Origin of the sequence: Undibacterium sp. TC9W (assembly GCF_049339865.1) — a bacterium.
In the GTDB taxonomy this organism is placed as follows: Bacteria; Pseudomonadota; Gammaproteobacteria; order Burkholderiales; family Burkholderiaceae_D; genus Undibacterium.
In genome coordinates, this window is record NZ_JBMPPJ010000013.1 from 82,736 (window position 1) to 105,599 (window position 22,864).

Below are 22,864 nucleotides of genomic sequence, written 5' to 3' on the forward strand. Positions count from 1 at the left end.
TGGACAGGCGGTCTCAGCCTGGTATTTTTTCACGGGATAACCATAACTATATTGATAGCCAGTAATTGACCCTGCGAGCAGGCGTTCGGTTCAGCGCGCCCGTCAAGAATTCTAAAGCCATGCTTTCCGATAGTGCGATGTGAATTGTGTGATGATACAAAACTAAGTTTTGCTTTTTGGATAAAAACTGTTGATGTCGTCGGATTGATGTTTTTTTAATAATTTATTGAAAATAATATAGACTGGTGCATCGCTTGATTTGCCATGCCCCAGCTACGTCATTCCGCCATGCTCCTGGCCGGAATCCAGTGACCTATTTTTGTCTCTCCAGAGGTTTACGGATTTCCTCGTTGCAAAGTGAGGGCAAAACTCACACCCTGATCCACATTCTGCACATTGATAGTCCCGCCCATCTTCGCCATATAAGTCTTGGCCACAAACAGACCCTGGCCACGGTTGCCATTCGCGCCCGAGTCATGTTGGTCCGATACGCCGTACTCAAAAATCTTGTCGATCAAATCTTCGGCAATATGCGGGCCATCATTGTGGATAGTAATAGTCACGGCAGTTTCACTATCTTGTAACCTGATACTAATAGAACTATCAGTCTTGCGATAACGTTGGGCATTGCGCAGGACATGGGTAACCACATCTTCAAGTGAATATTCATCGGCCTTGACCATGATGACTTCATCCGGCCCCTGATAGACGACATCCGGTATATCTACCATAGGCGCATTGTCGGCCACGTTTTTCAGGAACAGGGTGATGTCAATTTCACTGACCTGCAAGACAGTGGACTGAAATGCTTCGCTCGGCGAAGCACTGCCATACAACACACGTATGGCCTGCTGCATGCGGCTGATGTAGCGATTGCTCTGGTTATCTGCCGTGCCATGCAGGGCCATCAAAGACTGTAGCGGTGACATGATTTCATGGCCGACTGCATGCCACATCTCTTTTTCTTGTTCAGTGCGTATGGTTTCGCGTTCCACGTCTTCCTTTACTCGGCGTAGCAAATCATGCAGGCAACTGGCCAGCACGCCGAGTTCATCCGGGCTGCGCAAATCGCTGACATCGAATTGCTCAAGCTCACCCGCACCCTTCATGGTCTTCGACAGCGATACAGCGCGTTTAGTGAGCAGGGTGATGCGGCGTATGATGCTGACCTCGATCAATAGCCAGGCCAGCGTCAGCGCCAGCAACATCGCACCGACAAACCAGGACACCCGGCTGGCAACCACGCTAAGGCTCTTGCTGACACTGCGCACATCTCCCTTCAGCAAGACTTCATAATTGGCCAGTGGCGTGCTGATCGTTTCGCGGCTTTCTAGCGGGACATCATATTCATCGACAGGCAGGCGGCGTATCAGGCGGGTGATGATATTCCAGGATTCATCACTTTGTTCAACGATACCGGTCAGGTTGATCAGGTCATCTTTGCTGTCTTTACTGTCTTGAGCGTCGCGTTTGCGTATGCGCAGAGTTTCGCCAGGCAAGAGATTGTCTTGTAAATCCTTGAGGGAGAATGGGGTTGCAGTCGGCGTGCTCTTGCTGTCGAGCAGCGCAGTGTCAGAGTCAGGTGGCAGCACGGCGATGCTGACTTCCATCTGGTCCAGGTCCTGTGGCGGCCAGACCGGGCGTTTCTTTTCAAACAGGGCTTCCTGCAAGACCGGTATCGGCAGGCGCAGTGAGAAGAAGGTATTCTTTTGGCAGTCAGTATCCTTGTCGTCCAGGTCAGCCTGGTTGCAGATCGCCTGTTGCCAGGCCCAGCCACGGAAGTCTTTTACCGGGCGGGCATTCGGCCTGTTGGCTTCGCTTTCATTAAAACCAGTCCAGCGCCCACGCACGCCCTGGTTTTGTCTCGCTGGCGCTATCTCTTCTTCAAACGGCGCTATCCAGCGATATGTCTGGCCGCGCAGGCTGACGCTGACTTTCAGCCTGTGCGCCTGGGTCAGGCTTTCATTGCCGCGTTTGTGTGACACCAGCTGACTGCTATTGAAGTTACCCGCTATATAGATAAAGCCGCCAGCCCAGGGGTTATTGCCTATGCCGCTACAGAGTGCGCCTTCATTACCATACTGGACAAGGCAGCCTGACATGGCGATGGCTTGCTGCACCTTGTTCTGGTCGTCGAAATCAATTGCAGAATACGGCAACAACAGCGGGCGCAAGGATGCGCGCTTGGCGTCTGCTGGGGGATTCAGCAAGGCCAGTTGCCCGGCAGGGTGGCGCAGCGTGGCGGATATCTGCAAACGGGTTTTATTGAAATTGCTTTGGTAATTGTTATAGCTGAGCTGTTTTTCCTGTTGCAGGACAGACAGCGCCAGGCCCACGGTCGCCAGTGCCAGCAAAAGAAAAACGCCACGGAATAAAATCCGCAGCCGGTAAGTCGCCAGCAAGAACTTGCCCATCTCAGCTTCTGCCCACGTCGTCATCCACCCATCTGAAACCGCGCATGGGGACGTTTTCTATGCATTCAAAGTCGGCATCAATTTCACGAAAGGCATCGCGTATCGTCGAGACATGCTTGCGTATATTGTCGCGGTTGCGCCCGCTCTTGACGACTTCATACAGGTCTTCATACGACACCACCTGGCCACGGCGGGCAAACAGCGCCGCCAGTATGCGTTGCGCAGTCAGTGGCAGGTTGATGCGCTGGCCGCGCCAGATAGGGGTGCGCTGGCGTAAGGGGTCCATGCTGAGCTGGTCGGCAGCCGGGCTTTTTGCGGCTTCTTTATAGGCAGCACTCTGGCTCTCTTTATGCTGTTTGCGCTCTTTCACCGAGCGCAGCATTTCCAGAAAGGTTTCAATAAAATCAGCTTCTTCAAAGGTGGCTTTTTGCAGGTAATCCCAGGCATCCAGCGCCTTCATGATGCTGCGGTAAATCGTGGCAGGCATGGCCGACACCACCAGTACTGGCGTTGCATGCTGCTTGTTAATGGCGTTGATGATGGCAACCCCGGCGTGGCGTTCGCGCCCCAGTTCAATATCGAGCACCACCAGGTCATAGCTTTCGCGTGCGATGGCGGCTTCTGCATCATCACGGCTGAACCACTGGTCTATCTGTATGCCTGGTTTTGCTGCTTCTATCCAGGTTTTTAACTGATTGCTGGTGGGCAGATCATCTTCGATGACAGCTACTTTGACCACGGTTTTCTCCTGCAATGTATTCAATAACCGCAGTATCCACGCTTTCGCCGTAAATGTCATAAAGCCGCTGTGAGTTTTTCTTCACACGCGGCAAGGCTTATTCCAGGCGCGGAATAAATAGCTTGCCACAGTGATATTTCTGCCCCTGCCGCAGCATTGTATGTTCCGCCCAGTACAGCGCATGATGTGTCTCAGGGATGCAGGGTAAATGCCACTGCACTAACCCTAAGAACCTGTTACTACCTCATTGGAGAGCTATCATGTCTGACCGTATCAAATCCCTGGTACAAGCCGTAAGATCCACTCTGTCTTCCGTTTTCAGCAAAAGCGCAACGGGAATCAAAGCGGGGGCCAGGGTCACAACAGAATCGGGCATGTTCAGCAAAGTCACTTTCAAGCGTCTGGTAGTGCTCAGCCTGGTAGGCGGTGCCGTGTATGCGATCAGTACCCACCCACCGATCAAACATATCCCGCGTGGTGACGTGGGTGTGCGTATCAACCAGTTGACCGGTCATGCTGACCAGGTGCGTGACGGTGCCCTGATTGTCGTACCCGGCCTGCATGAGTTGCGCCTGTTCAGCTTGCAAGACCAGTTATACAAACCCACACGCAGCAGCCGTGCCGATGGTGAAGCACCGTTCCAGTCGGTAGAAGGTTTGTCACTCGGTGTAGACCTGAGCATACGTTATGCCGTTGACCCGACCAAGCTGACCAATATGTCCACCAGCCTGCCAGAGAACATCAATACCGACATCGTTGAACCGGCAGTGCAGGGCGTGATCTACAAGGCATTCACCTTGTATACAGTACGCGAGATATTTTCCAGCAAACGTGCAGAAATCCAGAAGCAGGTAGAAGCTGAATTAAAACCCCGTCTCGCTGCTGACGGCATCATCCTGCGCAGCGTGATGATGGGCAAAGTTGATCTGCCTGCCGACTATAAACGCGGCATGGAAAAACTGCTGGCCGAAGAACTGGAAAGCGAGAAAATGCGCTATACCCTGGAACTGAAAGACAAGCAGGTCAAGCAAACCGCGCTGGAAGCTGACGCCGACAAGATCAAGCGCGAGAAAGCCGCTGAGGCAGCAGGCAATGAACAAATCATCGCCGCCAAAGCGCAAGAAGAAGCCATGAAGCATGTCCTGCCTTTCAAGGAAAAACAGATAGAACAACGCAAGTTTGAAGCCGAAGCAGAAAAAATGGCCCGCATCAAAACTTCAGAAGGTACGGCACAAGCCCGCGTCATCGAAGCACAAGGTGAGGCCGACTCCCGCCGCAAACTGGCCGATGCTGAAGCCTACAGGCAAGACCTGGTAGGCAAGGTCGCCAGCGTGCAGATGGAGAGAGAAGGTGCCCTGCTGAGCAAGCATCCCTTGTTGATACAGAAAACCATGGCCGACAAATTGTCAGACAAGATCTCGGTCATCATCGCGCCACCACCAACAGATGGCAGTTTCATTGGTGCGACCTTGCTGGGCAGTGGCAAGAACAACAGGCAAGGCATGCAAAAAGTAGCTACCGAGGCTGAAACAGAAACCACTAACGAAAACAAAGAGAGCCAATGATCATGTTTGCTACTTTAGCTGCTGTCGCCGTGCTCGCTGTCGTCACACAAGACCAGGCACAATTGCGCGCTGCCCCCAAAGACGGTGCACAACAACAGGCCGTACTCTGGCAGGGCGACAGCCTGGAAATCCGTGGTGAAAAACTCGACTATCTGCAAGTGTATGACCACAGGCGCGAACGTGCAGGCTATATCAAGACATCGCAAGTGCGCCTGGTGTCCATGCAGCCAGATGATGCACCGGATGCCTTCGCCGTCATCCGCTTCCTGCGTGACACACCGGGTGCAGAATCCCTGGGCATCAGCTATACCGCGGCTTATTTGAAAGCCGCTCCTGCCAGTGCCATAGGTGCCGAAGCTTTTGATGCACTCGGCAGCATGGCAGAACGCCTGGCCAGGCGTGCATCGAGCAAACAGCCCAAGCAAAATGAAGCCACCATCGCCGCCCACCTGGAAGTGGTTGCCAATTACGGCATCAACATCAAAGGCTATGAACGCGAAGGCCGTATGCAACTCTGCTACGACGGCGAAGCCTTTCGCCGCGTGCTGGCCATGAATGCCACACCCGACCAAAAAGCCCGGGCTGCCCTGGCAGTAACCAGGCAGGATTGCATAGACCCCACTATGCGCCCGACCGAGCGCTATGCCCTGGACCAGTGGCGTGCCGACGTACTCGACAAGGTCAACACCACCAGCCTGCCCGAGTACCTGAAAAACCGCATGCGCATGCGCAAGGCTAGCGTCTGGTCCAGCATCGCCTTCCAGCGTGCCCGCAAAGGCGAGAAAGCAGATGATGCCGCCAACCGCGCATTGACAGAACTGGCTGCCGTCAATAAAGAAGAGTTCGCTGATGAAGATGTGTATACCTGCGCTGATGCCGGGGTGCGTGCAGGCACGACGCGCTGGGCGGCTGAACCAGCCATTATTCCCAAACCTGGCCTGAACATCGTCACCGCTCCAGGCCAGCCGGGTGAAACCTGCGTCATATTGACTGACGCCAAACATGACATGAAAACCCCGCTGGCAAAGCGCTGCACCTATAGTGTGGTATGGGCCGCATCTGCCCGCGCCAATGCACAAAACACTGCACTGACGCTGGCCGTACAACCCATGGAGAATTGGCGTGAACTCTGGTTATTCCACCAGACCAGCCAGGGCTGGATCATCGACATCCTGCCCCCTGCCAATAGTGACCCTGATCTTGGCTATGCAGAATTTGCAGGCTGGGTACCCGGCACCAACAAGATGCTGGTGGCACGCGAAGCCAAAGTCGAAGGCCGCTTTAAAAAGAGCTTTGAAGTCGTCAGCATGGACAGCCTGCAAGTCGAAAATTATGCCGACAAGCCGGGTTCTTTGAGTGTGTTCTACAAGTGGCAAGACCCGGCATGGAAGAGGCAGACCATCAGTTTGAGGTGAGGTATTTGTAGTGAGCGCGGTGGCAGCAGGCAGTCGTAGTAATCATTAATAGTAATGCAGGCCTTTATTCAAAACGATACTTAAAAATTTATATCACTATCAGGAGTTTTGCCATGAATTTCAAATTAGCGTCCGTCGTCCTGTTATTTGCCAACAGCATCGCTTTTGCACAGGATGTGTCTCCCAAAATGCAATTGCCTGACTGGGCAAACAAGCAGCTTGATGGCTTGTCCAAGCAAGAATCCATAGCGATCAATAGCCGCATCAATCCCTTTGTCTGGCGTGGCAATTTTCTTGGTGCTGGCAAGGGTGACCTGGCGGTCCTGGTCAAGGATAGCAAGAGTAATAAAGAAGGCATCGTCTTTTTGTCCCACGGCAAAGCCAAGCCTGTCATTGTCGGCGCAGGGCATGCAACAGGCAACGGTGGTGATGACTTTTCCTGGCTGGAACTTTGGTATGTTGAAGATAAAGGTTCGCAGCCGCACAGCTACCATGCCAAATCCGTCAAATTGCACAACGATGGGATCGTGGTAGCGAAAGAAGGCTCCGCCAGCGGCTTGATTTATTTGAAGTCGGGTAAAGCAGTCTGGCAGCAGCAAGGTGACTGATTTTACACATGCGAGTGAATGGGTCGGGATTTAACAGATGTCTGGACATCAGAACGATGTCCAGACGCTGAATGACAGCTCTTTGATGGCCTGATCGCTTTACATGGACAAGGAGCGATCAGCGTTGTTCAGGATAAGCGGTTTCAAGCGCCCGCACACGCGGCGCGCCATCCTAGCAGAGAAATATTAAATATTCTTTAAGCATGCTTAAAATATATTTTTAACTTTGTTTGACATTTCCCGAGGGTTTTCATTTATGCTGTTAATCAATGCACGGGAGTTAAGTGCCTTTTTTGAAATATTGCCGTAGATAAATGAAGATGTCAGCAAAATCGCAACAAATTGCAGTGAATGGGGTGAATGGTGAGTAAGTCCAGCCCCCTGTTTCGCCCTGAAGTGACAGCAGCATTAGGTAGCCAATGGATGGGTTCCATCCGCCTGGCACAGCCGCTGTCCGCTTCTTTAATTGCGATTGTTGCCCTGATCATTGCCGCGGTGTTGATTGCTTACATCACTTTCGGCAGCATCACCAAAAAAGCCCGCGTCACTGGTATCACAGTGCCTATAGGTGGCCAGCTTAGCGTGGCTGCACCCAATGCCGGTATCTTGCTGACTACCCACGTCAAGGAGGGCGAGCAAGTCAAAGCCGGGCAAATCCTGTTCACACTCAGTACCGAACGCCAGAACAGCCAGGGTGAAATTACTGCCCTTGTCGCCCAGCAACTTGCCAGCCGTGCTGACAGCATGGCTGCAGAACAAAGATTGCGCCAAAGCCAGTATCAAGAAAAAAAGCAGGCTCTGCAACAAAGACTGGCGAACCTGGCTCAGGAGCATACCCAGCTTGAACAAGAGCTGCTGCTGGCCCAGCGCCGCCAGCAACTGGCACAGCAAAGCGTCGTCAAGTATGAAACCCTGCAAGGCAATGGCTATGTCTCTGCCGCCCAGACCCAGCAAAAGCAGGAAGACCTGCTCGACATCAGTACTCGTCTGAGCACCTTGCAACGTAACAAAACCCAGTTACAGGCCAACCAGATTGCCCTGCAATCAGAACTCGATAGCTTAGCCAATAGCTTGGCTACCGACCTGACGCAAATAGAAAGAGCCAAGGCCAGCCTCAAGCAAGAAGCCGCAGAAAATGCAAATCGCCAGGCGGTGCAAATTATAGCAACACAAGCAGGCACGATTACCGCCCTGACCAATCAGCCAGGGCAAGCCATCAATACAGGGCAAGTACTGGCCAGCCTGATACCTGTTGATGCCAGGACCGCTCAAGCAGGCAAGACAGAAACAGGATCGCTGGAAGCCCATCTGTATGCCCCTAGCCGCACAGCAGGTTTTATCCAGCCAGAGCAGGAAGTGTTGATACGCTATGCCGCCTTTCCTTATCAGAAGTTCGGCTTGCACAAGGCAACAGTGGTCGATGTCAGCCGCACCCCATTCGCACCGTCTGAACTACCGCAGAATCTGGCAACGACGATACTGAGCAATGCCCAGCAAGCCATCAATGGTTTCAACAGTAATGAAGCGCTGTACCGCATCAAGGTCAGGCTGCATGAGCAAAGCATCAATACCTATGGGAAGGCACAAATGCTCAAGCCCGGCATGACCTTGGAGGCGGATGTCTTGCAGGACAGCAGGAAAATCTGGGAGTGGGTTTTGGAGCCTTTATTGGTAATAAAACCAAATTGATTTATTAAAAATGTACTTTGAATCTCCTTTACAAAGAAAAATTAAATTTCATGAATTACGCATTAGATGTTCTTTATATTTTTTGTACTTCGTTTTTATTTTTGATCATGTTTGTGTCAGGTGCGGCGAAGGTCATTCAAATACAGCATTCTCCCCCGATCAAGGTAAGTCTAATTTCTATCTTTTCAAATAGGTATATCGCGATATTGGAAGTAGTAATCGCCATCTCTTTTTTACGGCCTTGGACACCATGGACAAATGGGCTTTGTGCATTATTTTGCTTGGCAATTATCGGATTTGGGCTATTCATAGAAAGACACCAAAAACAGCCTTGTAATTGTTTTGGTTCGCTGTCCCCAAAAACTATACTCGGCGCGCATTCGTTGAGATTCGCAATGGGTGTAGCAGCTGTATTCATAATTATGGTTACTTTCATCTCGACACGTTTCAATAGTATTGAAATAGTCGCAAAGGAGAATATCCAATTAGCTGCAATTGCTTTGTGCTTTTTGTACTCATTGAAATTATTAAAAAATGATTTAACAAACGAAAAAAAATTGCCTAAAGAAAATAGTCCTATAGAAAAACGCGTGCAAAACACGATTAGCTTCAAAAGAAATACATATCTCGGGAAAGCAGGTGAAGCTCAAATTACTCTTGACGACATAGCAGTTCCCGATTCGCCGTTAGTAGTGATTTTCCTGTCATCCAACTGTGATCACTGTAAAAAATTTATACCAGATCTAAAAAAATTTATTTATGGATTTGGTGACTGTATCAAGATTGTAGTTGTAACAGAGTTTAGCGAGGTTTTGCTCGAAGAAGTATCACATCTGTGTTCGCTTTTGGTTGACGAAGAGAAAGAGCTCTTTAAAAATATTGGGGCAGAAGCTAGTCCATTTGGATTGCTTTTACATGGTACAAACTTGCAGCAATTAGCACCGACTGCATATGGTTCAGATCGTATTCGTATTCTCTTTTCGGTTGCATTAAATATTCGTTAAGTTCAAGACTTTGCGTCGTTAAAATTAAGTATCTTGGTGTTTTTCGTTTTTGAAAAACAGGGAGAGCGGTATCGAGTTGACCGAAATAACAACTCACTTTAATAATGGAGAATCACATGAGAGCAGTATCAATAACTGAAATTCAATTAATCTCTGGTGGAGATGCTGGTGCTACTAGAACGTCAAACACCAATAGCTGGGGTGAACGCACGGATGCAAATGATGGAACTTATGAACGTCGGTCTGCGGCTTGCGAAGGCAATCAAGCTTGCATGGAGGCTACTTACGACATGATGTATGGTCGCGGATATTAATTTGCGAATTACCGCTTAATTCTAATTTTAAGAAATTGAGCAGATAATTATTGCGCCTTGATAGTCAGCAATATCTGCTGACTATCTTCCATTAATTTTGTCGCCAAGGAAAAATGTCGGTGAAAAATTTATTTTTTGTACTGGTTCTATGTGTAAGTTTATCCATTAAAGCAATGGAGAAAAATACTGACTCCTCACTCAGATACATCATAACCGGAGAGTTATCGCTCTCCAATTTAAAAGAGTTTGATGAGGAAATCAGAAAAAACCCGAAAATTAAAGAACTTGAATTTGTCGAAGTGCCTGGAAGTACGATCGTAGCGGCAGAAGTTGTCTATCAATTCCAAGCGAGAATAAATACTTTCAAGTTAAGAACATTTGCCAGGGGGCATTGCGAATCAACTTGTGCATTTATTTTTCTCATGGGTTTTGAGCCAACCTTATTGTCCAAAATTACTGGTGAAAAAACTGTCTTATCTCTGCATCCAATTCATAAAACTGAAACAGGTGAGTTTCTTAGGACATATACAGACGATTTTATCGATATTATTTGCAAGCGCAGTGATGGGAAAATCACCAAAGAATTTCTGAATAAGATGTATGAAGTCACTGATCGACGAGGGGGCATATTTATTCATCGGGACCCACAACTTGCTGGGGCACATATTTTCTTTCAGAAAAGGTATGGAGCAAAATACGAGATTTTAAGTAATTTATCACCGGCTGATTTAGGCATTAGAATTGATCAATAAATGGGTAATTGCGCTCATTTAACAAATAACACTTCTATTAAACATTAAAGAATCATGAAAAATCTCATTTGGGTGCTTGTCTTCATTTGCAATTTGGGATGTACCGCTGAAGTGGAAGTAAAATCAAACAGAATTTTTCAAATTAAGGGAAATATCGATTCGCAAAAATTACAGGAATTTAAGGCTGCATTAATACTGAATTCAGAAATTAAGGAGATTGAATTCATTAATTCGGGAAGCATAAGTATTAAAGGTGATGATGCTGAGGCTTTGAAGGAATTTAAAAGACTCATTAATACTAACAAACTGGTTACGTCGGCAAGAGGTCTCTGTCTTGGTTCTTGCGCCTTACTATTCTTGACAGGTTATGAGCGCACGCTAAAAGAAGGTATTCGCACTCGCCAAACAAGATTACTTCTGCACCCTTTGATGACTGAAAATAATGAATTTTTAGAAGAAGAAACAAATTCTTTTTTCGAAGATATAGTTAAACGAAGCGAGAATAAAATTCCTTTGGATTTATTAAAGAGACTTTATGAAGTGCATGACGAATTTGGTGGTATCGCAATAATGAAACTTGCTATTCCTGGCAATTCACACGTTTTTTTTTCCTCTCGAATCGGTGAAAAACCAGGAAAATTAGAGTTCCAAACGCCAGAAGATTACGGAATTAAAGTCGAGAAATAATTTTCTGCACGACAATAAATAGCTTCAGGGTTTTTATTTAAAAAGCATAAATGATTTAAAAAAGAATTATCCGAACGAAAAATTTTATTGAGTAAAAAATTATGAACGATAGAAATATTGGCTTAAAGTCCGTACAGGAAACTATTGGTAGAGCGATTGAAAGCGGCTATAAGGGCAGTGCATTTTGTTATTTTTATGGATCTTTTGCGGAGGGCACAAACGATGAATATTCTGATGTAGACTTGATTATTGTTTATGAAAAACCAATACAGCCTTACAGAGAAAAATTTCTCTTTGAAGGATACTTATTCGATGTTTTTATATATGATGCGGAATCATTAAATGGAATATTGAATGCGGCACGTACCACCGCTCAATTTACAACTGTTAATGCCGTCTTGAATTCGGTCACATTACCTTCAGAAACAGAACTTTCTGGACAGCTCCGAGAAGTCGCAAAAAGAGTAAAGCATGTAGGCTACATTTTCCAAAATAAAGCGTTTCGTCAACAATATATTACAAATATTCTTGATGATCTCAAGACTAGCACTAAAAAAAATGAGAGGCACATGCTTTGTGTAGATCTTTATCGCTCAATGGTAGACCTAATTTTAATGATGAGTGGCGCTGGTTCGCATTCTAGAAAGCATGCTGCAAGGGAACTAACTGAATACGATCCCGAATTTCATGCGAGACTAGATGCAGCATTTATCCAAGCGCTGACTGATGATATCACTCCTCTTACAGATATTGCGGACGAAGTTCTAAAACCATTAGGGGGAGCACTACGTGAAGGGTTTCGAATGAATTCTTCTGATATAACCAGAATTCCTTTACCTGTACTTTAATTTCATTTATAGCTCTAGAAAACATCCTGGCTAGGCATTTCTTAAGAATGAAATTGATACTCCAAACCGAATCAAGCGAATGCGGTCTCGCCTGCCTCGCCATGGTTGCCAGCCATTTTGGCTATCACACTGACCTGGCTGATTTACGCCGTCAGTTCTCGATCAGCCTCAAAGGTGCGACGCTGGCGCAATTGATGCGGCATGCTTCTTCCATGCAATTGAACAGCCGCCCGCTGCGACTTGAGTTGGATGAGCTTGATCAACTGGCCTTGCCCTGCATACTGCACTGGAACTTGAATCACTTCGTGGTACTCAAAGCCGTGCGCAAGGACTGGCGTGGCAAGGTCACTCTGGTCTTGCTGGACCCGGCAGTCGGTGAAAGACGTGTTGCGCTGGAGGAAGCATCCAGCCACTTTACCGGCGTAGCACTGGAGCTGGCACCCAGCCCCTCATTCAAGCCCAAGGAAGAAAAAAAGCAAGTTGCCCTGCGCGATTTGACAGGGCACATCGTTGGCCTGCGTTCTGCCATCGTCAAGGTATTGGCGCTGGCTTTGGCGCTGGAGATATTTGCGATATGCGCACCGCTGTTCAATCAGTTCGTCATTGACGAAGTCATCGTCAGCGGTGACAAAGAATTACTGGTCGTGCTGGTGTTTGGTTTTGCACTGTTGATGATCACCCAGAATGCCATAGGTCTCGCCCGTAGCTGGTTCCTTATGCGCTGGAGCATGGACATCAGCCTGCAATGGTCGGCACGCGTGTTTGCCCACTTGGTGCGTTTGCCAGTCTCTTATTTTGAAAAGCGTCATCTTGGTGATGTAGTGTCGCGCTTTGGTTCCATAGGGTCTATACAGAGCACCATGACGTCCATGTTCGTCGAGAGCGCACTCGATGGCCTGATGGCCGTGCTGGCGCTGGTCATGATGCTGGTGTATAGCCTCAAACTGAGTATGCTCGTCTTGGGTGCAGTGGTTCTTTACGCAGGTTTGCGCTGGGCTTTCTACCAACCTTTCCGTGAAGCATCACAAGAGCGGCTGATTCTGTCTTCCAAAGAGAGTTCCCATTTCCTGGAAACCATGCGTGCCGTCACGCCACTGAAACTGTTTGGCCGTGAAACTGAACGACTGTCGCGCTGGCAAAACCTGAAGATCGATGTACAGAACCGCGATATCAAGACGCAAAAGCTGTCGATTATCTTCAAGGTCAGCAATACCCTGATCTTTGGCATACAGGGCCTGGCGCTGTTTTATATCGGTGCTGGCCAGGTCATGCAAAATACCTTGACGGTGGGCATGTTGATGGCCTTCTCCAGCTATGCCGGTACCTTCACTGGTCGTATTTCCAGCCTCATTGATGTGTTCATCAGTTACCGCATGCTGAGCCTGCATAGCGAAAGGCTGGCCGATATCGTGCTGGAAGAGGCCGAGGCAGAAACTGCCATCGAGACCGATATCTCACGCATCAAAGCCGTTATTACCCTCAAGAATATCAAGTTCCGCTATGCCGAAGGTGAACCCTGGGTGTTGAGCGATGTGAACCTGACCATACCTGCCGGGCAAAGCATCGCCCTGGTTGGGCCCAGTGGTTGTGGCAAGACAACCTTGTGCAAGATCATTTTGGGTTTGTTGAAACCAACAGAAGGTGAAGTGCTGATCGATGATATCCCCATCACCCAGCTAGGCATCAAAACTTACCGCCAACTGGTGGGCACTGTCATGCAGGAAGATGTCTTGCTGGCCGGTTCCATCATGGACAATATCGCTTTCTTCGACAGCCATTGTGATCAACAGAGAGTAGAAGAATGTGCGAAGCTCGCAGCCATTCATGAAGAGATCAGCAAAATGCCCATGGGTTATCAAACCCTGGTAGGTGATATGGGTAGCAGCCTGTCTGGCGGGCAAAAGCAGCGTGTGCTGCTGGCGCGTGCCTTGTACAAGCAACCCAAGGTATTGGCGCTCGATGAAGCCACCAGTCATCTGGATGTAAACAATGAACACAAGGTCAATCAGGCACTCGGCAATTTGCAACTGACGCGCATCATGGTGGCGCACAGGCCTGAGACCATCAACGCTGCTGAGCGGGTGGTGTCTATCCAGGAGGGGGCTGTGGTGGAGGTGCGGGCGGCTGTACTTAAAGAGGATGGGGCGGGTTTGAAGCTGGCTTGAGCAGTCAATTTTTATAGATATCTGGCGAAGAAAAAATGGCATTCCAGATTGCTTGTTGTCTGTAATAACAAGTTTGGCTGATTGAATACCTTAAGGAACACGCAAATGACGGCAGAAAAAAAGAGCATTTTTGAAACCAGCAAAATGGCTGTGTATGTTGCACTATTGGCCAACGTCTCAGTGCTTCTATTTTTTATGATGCATGGTATCCGCGATGGTGCACCGATGTGGAGTTTTTGGGTGCCGCTCGCGGCTTTTATCATGCTTGAAGCCTATACTATCTTTGAAGAATACAAAAAATCAAATGCAATGACGATGAAGATTAACCTAAGGGCACAGTGGACAGGCGCCGTATTCTTTTTCCTGGCGCTGTTCTTGATCATGACCAGGAACTGGGCTGAATATAAACTGAGTATGACAGATGCATTTATCTTGTGTGCCTTGGTTGGCTGTATCAAGGATAGTATTCTGCAGGCGACGGCAATGCATAGATTTTCCGGGATATGATGGCCGGGCAGTTTGCAGTACTCTCCGGCATTGGTGAGCCGCAAAATATGACGATCTTGAACCCCGTCTAATACAATATGGCAAGGCTTTTATCGGTCTCTGATACTCCGGTTTAGCTCGTAAGCACGCTCACGCTCGTGTAAGATATATGTCTGTATTGACGCGGGAATGAGCATAATGAACCTGATAGAAACCCTGGGGGCAGTGATTTTTGGCCTGGCCCTGTTGCATACTTTCAGCGCCAAGTTTTTTGAAGTGCTGGCGCACCGCAGTAACAGACATGCGGGCCTGTTTCACCTGCTGGGTGAAGTCGAAGTTGTGTTTGGCTTCTGGGCTTTTGTGCTCATCGTCGTCATGGCGCTGGTGTCTGGTGGGGATGCTGCCGTGGCCTATGCCGAGTCGCGTCAATATACCGAACCCCTGTTTGTCTTTGTTGTCATGGTGGTCGCTGCGTCGCGCCCTGTGCTGGAGATCGTTGGCCGTGTGCTCAAGGTGCTGGCGCGTTTCACACCTGTGCCTGATGCGCTGGCGATGGTGTGGTTTGGCCTGGCAGTCGTACCTTTGCTGGGCTCATTGATTACCGAGCCAGCGGCGATGACCCTGGCTGCCCTGATGCTGGCGCCAATAATCTTTAGACAGGGCATGCCAGAGTGGCTCAAGTATGCTGCACTGGGCGTGCTGTTCGTCAATGTCTCCGTAGGTGGTACGCTGACTTCTTTCGCCGCGCCGCCGGTGCTGATGGTGGCCTCTGCCTGGCAATGGGATAGCGCTTTCATGCTGGCCACTTTTGGCTGGAAGGCTGCTGTTGCCGTGTTGTTCAATGCCAGCGTGATTACACTGCTTTTGCGCAAGCACTTACCAGCACAGAGTGCAGCAGATAGCACGCAAGTGCAGGCAGTGCCACTGATCGTTAGTCTGGTACATCTGGCTTTTCTGGCGGGCGTTGTCCTGTTTGCACATCACCCTGTATTCTTCCTGGGTTTGTTTCTATTCTTTATGGGGTACACCCAGGCATACGAACGTTATCAAAGCCCATTGATTTTGAAAGAGGGTTTGCTGGTTGGTTTCTTTCTTGCTGGTCTGGTAGTGCTGGGCGGCATGCAGCAATGGTGGTTGCAACCCATCGTCTCCAGCCTGCAGCCGCACACCCTGTTTTTCGCAGCCCTGGGCCTGACGGCCATTACGGATAATGCAGCACTGACTTATCTTGGTTCCTTGATAGCTGGCCTTAGTGAGCAGGCAAAATACCTGCTGGTCGCCGGTGCGGTCGCCGGAGGCGGCCTGACTGTCATCGCCAATGCCCCCAATCCTGCAGGCGTGGCTTTATTGAAGCGTGGTTTCAATGATGAATCGATAGGCGCAGTTGGTTTGCTGCTCGGTGCCTTGCCGCCAACGCTGGTGGCGGCATTGATGTTCTTGCTTTGATGTGGAATGTTAAGCGGGATGTGAAACGGAATGTGATGCGCATCAGGGTCTGCTGCTGTTGCTGCTGTTGGCACATTTCAAAAAAACAGATTTGAACTATACGGTATCAAGCGCTACTGCATGAACTTGCTTGCCTTGCCCTTGTCAGGGCGCGCTCCTTTCCTGCTCAATTGGGACGAATTTGCCAACGGCTATTTCAGCAAGATGGAAAAAACCGGTGTCGTCAAAAGCATGAAGGATTTTTACTGGGACATACGCCCCAAGCCAGAATACGGCACTATAGAACTGCGCGTCTGCGATACCCCGCTGAATGTAGAAAGAGCTGCTGCCCTGGCCGCCTATCTGCAAGTCCTGTGTTCCTATCTGCTGGAAAGACGCGAAGCCGCGCCAGAAGAAGACGACTATCTTGTCTATAACTATAACCGCTTCCAGGCCTGCCGCTTTGGCTTTGACGGCGTCACCGTGCATCCCAAGACCTATCAAAACAGCATCTTGCGCGAAGACATACTTGCCACCCTCAACAGGCTCAAACCCGATGCAGAAACTCTCGATGCACAAGCCGCACTGACACACCTGAGCGAAGTGGCCCTTACCGGCAACGACGCTCAATACCTGCGCCAGCAATACCACGAAAGCGGCGGCCCCGAAGGCATGGTACATTCCGCGATACACATGTTCCGCGACCGCAGGCGTCGTACCAGGTGGGTGGCTATGTGAGAGATATCTGTGGTCAGTGATCAATATGAAGGGAAAAAAATGAATAACTGGACGCCGGACATTTACGAAAAAGCCTGGTCGTTTTCATCGCGCCAGCATAGCGGGCAAACCTATGGTGGCAAGGTCGAAGGTGAGCGTATTGAATACATCAACCACATCGCCAGTGTCGCGATGGAAGTGATCTGGGCTTTGCAAGCCAATACTACTGCTGATGGTGCGCTTGCCGTGCAATGTGCCTTGCTGCATGACACCATAGAAGACACCAGCGCCAGCTATGAATTATTGCAGCAGGAATTTGGTCTGGCCGTGGCCGACGGTGTGCAGGCCTTGTCCAAAAACACGGCACTGCCGACCAAGGCAGTGCAAATGCGCGACAGCCTGGACCGCATACGCCAGCAACCGGCAGAGATATGGATGGTCAAGATGGCTGACCGCATCACCAATCTGTATCACCCGCCGCATTACTGGAACAATGAAAAGATACTCGCGTATCGCGATGAGGCCCAGCTCATTCATGATGAATTGCTGACTGCAGATTTTGGCCTGGCCCAGCGCCTGCAGGCAAAGATCAATGCCTATCCGCAGTTCCTGAAAAAATGATTTTGCTGTGCTTGACTATTGGATGTTGAAAAACTACACTTTGCGCATGACATTTCAACTTACCACCACGACAGGTTCTACCTTTACCACGACTACTGCGACTGCCATCGGTAGTAGCGGGGTAGGTTGGCGTCCGGCTTGATAGCGTCATCACAGGTAGTGAAAACTGCCTGAAATAGCAAACCCCGCCAGCGATGAGCGGGGTTTTTTCTTGCCTGTACGCGGGCAATTTATCCATGCAGAAATGCGCAAAGGAGTCTGAAAGATGGTGCAAGAATCATATGCAAACCCGGTCGTGCTGGTTATTGATATGCAGGTAGGCCTGTTCCATGGTGGGCGCATTATCCATGCAGCAGAGCAGGTGCTGGGCAATGTCAAGCGCGTGCTGGTCAAGGCACACGCCGCCAGTGTGCCGGTATTTGCCGTACGCCACACTGGCCCGCAGGGTTCACCGATAGAAGCTGGCAGTGCCAACTGGCAATTCATGCCTGAGTTGGGTATCGACATGGACAGGGATACCGTATTTGAAAAGACCCGGCCCAGTTGCTTTGCAGGTACGGATTTATTGCAGCAATTGCGCGCAAAAGGCATACAGGAACTGATCATTTGCGGGCTTAAAACCCAGTACTGCATAGACAGCAATTGCCGCGCTGCCAGTGAGCTGGGTTTCAAGGTGATCCTCGTGGAAGATGCACATAGTTGCAATGACACCGAATTGCTGCCTGCCAGCACCATCATCGCCCACCATAATGCAAGCTTGAATGGTCTGTTCGCCAGTCTGATCAAGACTGAGGATCTGCGTTTTTAATCCTGCCAGGCAAGAAAGCCGCCAGCCGCATGCATTTCAGGACGGCGACCTGCGGCTGGTGATCAGTGCTGATTGAAATTGCAAAAATTTCAATTCAGACTAGAATGGCTATGGGCTGGCTGATAGTGCCCAGCCTGGTGAATACGGTTGAACTGCATTTCAAATCCTGAGCACGGAGGCAAGAATGAAATTACTGCGCTTTTATGTTGAAGTAGGAGGAGAAGAATTTGATGCCGACAGCTTTGCCCTGGCTGCAGATAACAAGGGGCTTGATGGTGCAGTCTCGCGCATCAGTAACAATAGCAAGACACTTAAGCGCTGGGGTGAAGATGCGCAGGTGACGATTCATCTGGCAGGGCCAGCGCAGCCAGACAGCAATAGCGGGGCCAGGCAATGGTGTACCGGCCTGCTGGAATGTGCCAGCGAATCAGAAACAAACTTGCCTGCATGGCTGGCGGAAGAAGCGCAACTGCTGGATTTTTTGGAGCAGGTCAAATACAAATTACCTGCTGTTGCCGACTATTGTGATGGTGAGTACTTCATCTTGCTCAGGCTTGTTTATGCCACTTCAGGCGCAGGCCTGCATTATTCAGAAACCCTGGTGCGCAATCTGACCGAGATCAATGCGGGGCTGACGATAGACCACGCATAAAAAAACAGAACCTTGCCTGCAAATTTGAAGCTGACAAGGTTCTGGTTCTTATACTTACCGGGCTAATTTACTGATCAGGCATGATCAAACGCGCTGTCTGTAGCAGGCTTGCCGAGGTTGTACCAATCGACCTTGCGGGTTGCCAGCATGATGCCGGACAAGACAGCAAACAGCAGCAGGCTACCCATCATCATGGCATTGTTTTCTGAACTCAGCAGACCAAACAGGATGCCGTACAAGACCGTCAATGCCGCGCCAAATCCCAGGCCGCGCTTCCAGTTATGCAGTACATTGGCCAGGTAAATACCAATGAGCAAAATACAGGCGGCACTGGCTGTCAGGTAGGCCATCACGAAGCTGATTTTTTCTGACAGGCTGACCAGCAGCAAGAAGAAAATCACCAGTGCCAGACCCACCAGGGTGTATTGCACAGGGTGGATAGGCAGTTGCTTGAGGACCTCGAACAAAAAGAACGCGGCAAAGGTCAGGGCGACGAACATCAGGCCATATTTGACGGCGCGGTCAGCCTGCGTATAGATGTTGACGGGTTCGATGTAAGAGACACTGAAGATATCGATAGGCGATGCCGATGAAGTGGGGCTGCCATCGTCGTTCAGGTTTGTACCACTTGCTACTTTGACTGCGCTCCCAGCGTTTTCGAGACGCGTCATTTGTTGCTGCGCATTGCTGGACAAGGAAGAGATATTCCAGTTGGCACTGACATTCTTGTCTGTATTAATCCTGCCTTTTGGTGATGGCAAGAAGCGACCACCATACTGCACATGTGGCCAGTTCGAAGTCAGTGTCACCTGGTTATTTTTTGCCAGTGGTGCAAAGCTCAGTTTTTCTATGCCATCCACATCCAGGTCTATCTTGAATTTGACTTGTTTTGCGCTAGTCAGGTTGACACCATCCAACCCCGCGTGGATGCCGCGCTGGAAAGAACTGAGCTTGCTGCCTTGCTTGAACTCTATGCTTTGTTCATCCCACATTAATTTAGGGAAATTTCTCAGGCCACGGGTATCGCTGAGTCCCATGGCAATATAGGGCTTTTCTGTCAGGGTGATGATGGCCTTGGGATTATCCTTCTGCACCATGTTCGACAATTCAGGTAGCATGAAGTCACCCGTTATTTTATGGTGCCCGGTATATACCAGCACTTTATGGATGCCGCGATAGCGCTGGTCAGTATCGATATTGCCCATGACCTGCATTTCATTCGGGTAGATGTAATGTTTTTTATTGGCAGATAACTGGCGGCGCGTGGTTTTATTGAGCGTCGCATCAAAGCTCTCATCTTCCCAGGTTTCGGTATAAGGCACGACCAGCACGGGGCCAACGATGACCTGCTCACTGACAGAATCTGCCGTGATACTGCGCACGGCCTCTTCGCGGTAATGCATACGCTCCCAGATCGTGGCCTGTATCATGCCCAGCGGCACATACAGCAAAATGGCCAGCAGGCCGACGATGGCGATTTTGAATAACAGACTTCTTTGCATGACTGGCTCCGGTAATGGCGAAGCTTGTAATGTAAAAAAGGAATGTGCGGGGATGATGTGGTTTGTGTGAAGTGGGGTGTTTCTTTGTTGTCGGGCTTGGCGTAGGTTGGGTCATACCTCGGTGTTCTGTAGGTTGGACCGGGCCTCGCTAGGCTACGCCTCATCAGATTCGTAGGTTGGGCTACGCCTTACCAGCCCAACACTGGGCCTGAACAAACGTACACATTATTTAAACGCAGAGTGTTGGGCTGGTGAAGCGTAGCCCAACCTACGTTATACGGTATTCACACTCCCAAGCACAAGATAGCCTGCACCCCACCACCACCCTGATTGCTCACAGTGATACTCCCCCCATGCAGCAACGCCACTTCCCGCACAAATGGCAAACCCAGTCCCGTGCTTTTAGCTGCATGTGGGCGAGGCAAGGAATAGAAGCGGTCAAAGATTTTATCGAGGGCGTAGTCAGGTATGCCTGGTCCGTGGTCGCTGATGCTGATTTGCAGGGATGGCGTTCCGTCTGCATTGTTGACCAGGCTGGATTGCATTTTTATCGTGCTGCCCGCTGGAGCAAAGGCAATCGCATTGTCGAGCAAGTTACCCAGCGCCTGGCGCAACAGTAATTCATCGCCGCTGATGCTGGTGATGGTGGTGTCTATATCCTGTTGCAATTGCAGAGACTTGGCTGATAATCCGGGTTGTACATCTTCAGTCACCAGTGCCAGTAGGTGCGGGATGTTGACGACTTGTACATGGTCCAGGCTTTGCTGTTTTTCCAGCTTGATCAGGGCCAGCAATTTATCGATGAGCTGGCGCTGGCGGGAATTTTGTTCGAGGATGTTGTTCAAAAAATGCTGCCTGTCAGCGGCGGGCATGTCTTCGCGCATGAGTTCGGCTGAACCTTGGATAGAGGCAATAGGGCTCTTCAACTCATGCGCCATGGTGTGCATGAGTTGTTCTACATATTGCTTGCCTTCGAGCTTGTCGCGCATGGTTTCAAGGGCGCGGCCCAGGCTACCGATTTCATTATTGCCCAGTTCAGGCAGGCTGGTTTTTTCGCCATTTTCTACGCTGGCGGCATAAGTTTGCAGTTTGCGCAAAGTGCGGTTCAGCCACCATGAAAACCCGAGACCTATCAACAGAGAGCCCAGCCACAGCCAGGCACTGCGTTGCAGTATCTTGCGCTGGCTGCGCCAGATAAACGGGTTGATGGTGGAGATGGGTTTGGCGACCGTCAGCGAGCCTATGATGCGGCCATGGTCGAGGACGGGTGCTGCCACATGCATGACGCTGCTGCCTTCATCTTCCGATTTGCTACGGGTGCTGCGGGCACCGTATTTGCCCTGCAGGGTGCGGTTGACATCATTCCAGCGTGAGTAATCCTGACCCACGTCTTTGCCATCGCTGTCAAAGATGACGATGCCTTTGATGTCGGTGATATAGATGCGGTAATCGAGACTGGTCTTGCGTATACCGCTGATGTTGGCATCGATGCTGCGTTGCGCATAGTTTTGCAGGCGCTTCATCAAATCACTATCGGCGACCTTGCCTGCTGCCACATCGTCGGCCACCAGGGTGGCCAGCATTTGGGCAGTGTCGATGAGAGTGTCTTCCAGCGTCGCACGCACGCCGGGTTTGATTTCTTCGACTACTACATTCAGTATCAGCCAGGCACTCAGGCCCAGTATCAGGAAATAACCCAGCAGTATGCGCAGGCCTATTTTCATGCAGGCGACCAGCTATAACCCATGCCACGGTGGGTGATGATACCTTCATCATTTGCTTCAACATCATCTGCCGCGCCTGTATTATTGAGTCTTGCCTGGCGCAGTTTGGCCCGCAGGCATTTGACGTGGGCATCCACGGTGCGGTCCAGCGTATCTGGTGCGTTGGTCCAGACGATTTCCATGAGCTGTGCGCGTGAAAATAAATGGCCAGGGCTTTCCATCAGGGTTTTTTGCAGCAGGTATTCATAACGCGTCAGGCTCAGTGTCTGGCCGTAAGCGATGATGCGCGCTTCTTGCGGCTTCAATTCAAAACGTGGCACGGTGGCATCTGCCGCAGTTTGCACCTTGCCTTGCTGACGCCGCAAAATCGCACGTATGCGTGCCACCACTTCGCGTGGTGAAAAGGGTTTGCTGACATAATCGTCAGCCCCGATTTCCAGGCCAACGATGCGGTCTATTTCATCATTGCGTGCGGTTAAAAACAGCACGGGTGTATCCGAGAACTGGCGCAACTGGCGGCAGACATCAAAGCCGTTGATGTCGGGCAAGCCAATGTCGAGCACGATCAGTGCGGGTGGCGTGGTCGTTGTGCGCAAGAATTCCAGCGCTTGCTGGCCCAGGCAAAGGTGTTGCGGGATAAAACCGTCAGTCTTCAGGGCGTAGGCCAGGGTGTCGGCGATGCTGACTTCATCTTCGATGATCAGTATGGATTTGCTCATGCAGGAGCTG

The 22,864-nt window shown here is 49.9% G+C and carries 20 protein-coding genes and 1 pseudogene; 16 read left to right on the forward strand and 5 right to left on the reverse strand.

Annotated features, from left to right (window positions below; all coding sequences use genetic code 11):
- Positions 1-335: 335 nt before the first annotated feature.
- Both ACO0LN_RS18630 and ACO0LN_RS18635 read right to left on the reverse strand, forming a co-directional pair.
- Positions 336-2,438 carry a sensor histidine kinase gene (locus ACO0LN_RS18630; RefSeq protein WP_422976286.1) on the reverse strand — a complete coding sequence of 701 codons (2,103 nt, stop codon included), beginning with the start codon at positions 2,436-2,438 and terminating at the stop codon, positions 336-338.
- Positions 2,416-3,153: a response regulator transcription factor gene (locus ACO0LN_RS18635; protein WP_422976288.1), complete on the reverse strand. Its 738-nt coding sequence runs from the start codon at positions 3,151-3,153 to the stop codon at positions 2,416-2,418. Before ACO0LN_RS18635 ends, ACO0LN_RS18630 begins: the two co-directional genes overlap by 23 nt.
- Positions 3,154-3,413: 260 nt before the next feature.
- Here ACO0LN_RS18635 and ACO0LN_RS18640 point away from each other — a divergent pair, with 260 nt between their 5' ends.
- From ACO0LN_RS18640 to ACO0LN_RS18715, 16 genes and pseudogenes are all read left to right on the forward strand, one after another.
- Complete coding sequence (locus ACO0LN_RS18640) at positions 3,414-4,718, forward strand: SPFH domain-containing protein (RefSeq protein ID WP_422976290.1); 1,305 nt, start codon at positions 3,414-3,416, stop codon at positions 4,716-4,718.
- Positions 4,715-6,133, forward strand: a complete 1,419-nt coding sequence (locus ACO0LN_RS18645) for a hypothetical protein (protein WP_422976292.1) — start codon at positions 4,715-4,717, stop codon at positions 6,131-6,133. Before ACO0LN_RS18640 ends, ACO0LN_RS18645 begins: the two co-directional genes overlap by 4 nt.
- A gap of 113 nt (positions 6,134-6,246) precedes the next feature.
- Positions 6,247-6,741 carry a hypothetical protein gene (locus tag ACO0LN_RS18650; protein ID WP_422976294.1) on the forward strand — a complete coding sequence of 165 codons (495 nt, stop codon included), beginning with the start codon at positions 6,247-6,249 and terminating at the stop codon, positions 6,739-6,741.
- 363 nt (positions 6,742-7,104) lie between these two features.
- Positions 7,105-8,430 (forward strand): HlyD family secretion protein, encoded by a 1,326-nt coding sequence (locus ACO0LN_RS18655; protein WP_422976296.1) that lies wholly within the window; start codon positions 7,105-7,107, stop codon positions 8,428-8,430.
- 50 nt (positions 8,431-8,480) lie between these two features.
- Entirely contained in the window at positions 8,481-9,434 is a 954-nt protein-coding gene (locus ACO0LN_RS18660) for a MauE/DoxX family redox-associated membrane protein (protein ID WP_422976298.1), read from the forward strand.
- Positions 9,435-9,550: 116 nt separating this feature from the next.
- Complete coding sequence (locus tag ACO0LN_RS18665; protein ID WP_422976300.1) at positions 9,551-9,748, forward strand: hypothetical protein; 198 nt, start codon at positions 9,551-9,553, stop codon at positions 9,746-9,748.
- Positions 9,749-9,867: 119 nt separating this feature from the next.
- Complete coding sequence (locus ACO0LN_RS18670) at positions 9,868-10,500, forward strand: hypothetical protein (RefSeq protein ID WP_422976301.1); 633 nt, start codon at positions 9,868-9,870, stop codon at positions 10,498-10,500.
- A gap of 54 nt (positions 10,501-10,554) precedes the next feature.
- Positions 10,555-11,187 carry a hypothetical protein gene (locus ACO0LN_RS18675; RefSeq protein WP_422976303.1) on the forward strand — a complete coding sequence of 211 codons (633 nt, stop codon included), beginning with the start codon at positions 10,555-10,557 and terminating at the stop codon, positions 11,185-11,187.
- Positions 11,188-11,288: 101 nt separating this feature from the next.
- Positions 11,289-12,035 (forward strand): nucleotidyltransferase domain-containing protein, encoded by a 747-nt coding sequence (locus ACO0LN_RS18680; protein ID WP_422976305.1) that lies wholly within the window; start codon positions 11,289-11,291, stop codon positions 12,033-12,035.
- Between the two features lie 47 nt (positions 12,036-12,082).
- Positions 12,083-14,200 carry a peptidase domain-containing ABC transporter gene (locus ACO0LN_RS18685; RefSeq protein ID WP_422976307.1) on the forward strand — a complete coding sequence of 706 codons (2,118 nt, stop codon included), beginning with the start codon at positions 12,083-12,085 and terminating at the stop codon, positions 14,198-14,200.
- A 105-nt stretch (positions 14,201-14,305) separates the two neighbouring features.
- Positions 14,306-14,707, forward strand: a complete 402-nt coding sequence (locus ACO0LN_RS18690; RefSeq protein ID WP_422976309.1) for a hypothetical protein — start codon at positions 14,306-14,308, stop codon at positions 14,705-14,707.
- A gap of 177 nt (positions 14,708-14,884) precedes the next feature.
- Positions 14,885-16,132, forward strand: a complete 1,248-nt coding sequence (locus ACO0LN_RS18695) for a putative Na+/H+ antiporter (RefSeq protein ID WP_422976311.1) — start codon at positions 14,885-14,887, stop codon at positions 16,130-16,132.
- A 123-nt stretch (positions 16,133-16,255) separates the two neighbouring features.
- A pseudogene (locus ACO0LN_RS18700) lies at positions 16,256-16,849 on the forward strand (glutamate-cysteine ligase family protein); the annotation flags it as partial.
- A 39-nt stretch (positions 16,850-16,888) separates the two neighbouring features.
- Positions 16,889-17,449: an HD domain-containing protein gene (locus ACO0LN_RS18705; protein ID WP_422976313.1), complete on the forward strand. Its 561-nt coding sequence runs from the start codon at positions 16,889-16,891 to the stop codon at positions 17,447-17,449.
- A 265-nt stretch (positions 17,450-17,714) separates the two neighbouring features.
- A complete protein-coding gene (locus ACO0LN_RS18710; RefSeq protein WP_422976315.1) occupies positions 17,715-18,257 on the forward strand; it encodes a cysteine hydrolase family protein in 543 nt (180 codons plus the stop codon).
- Between the two features lie 184 nt (positions 18,258-18,441).
- Positions 18,442-18,909: a hypothetical protein gene (locus ACO0LN_RS18715; RefSeq protein WP_422976317.1), complete on the forward strand. Its 468-nt coding sequence runs from the start codon at positions 18,442-18,444 to the stop codon at positions 18,907-18,909.
- A gap of 74 nt (positions 18,910-18,983) precedes the next feature.
- Here the strand turns inward: ACO0LN_RS18715 and creD are convergent, their stop codons facing one another.
- The 3 genes from creD to creB all read right to left on the reverse strand — a co-directional run bounded on the left by creD (position 18,984) and on the right by creB (position 22,854).
- On the reverse strand, positions 18,984-20,411 hold the full coding sequence (gene creD, locus ACO0LN_RS18720; RefSeq protein WP_422976319.1) for a cell envelope integrity protein CreD: 1,428 nt from the start codon (positions 20,409-20,411) through the stop codon (positions 18,984-18,986).
- 284 nt (positions 20,412-20,695) lie between these two features.
- Positions 20,696-22,135, reverse strand: coding sequence for a two-component system sensor histidine kinase CreC (creC, locus tag ACO0LN_RS18725; RefSeq protein ID WP_422976321.1), 1,440 nt, complete (start codon positions 22,133-22,135; stop codon positions 20,696-20,698).
- Complete coding sequence (creB, locus tag ACO0LN_RS18730; protein WP_422976323.1) at positions 22,132-22,854, reverse strand: two-component system response regulator CreB; 723 nt, start codon at positions 22,852-22,854, stop codon at positions 22,132-22,134. Before creB ends, creC begins: the two co-directional genes overlap by 4 nt.
- Positions 22,855-22,864 lie beyond the last annotated feature (10 nt).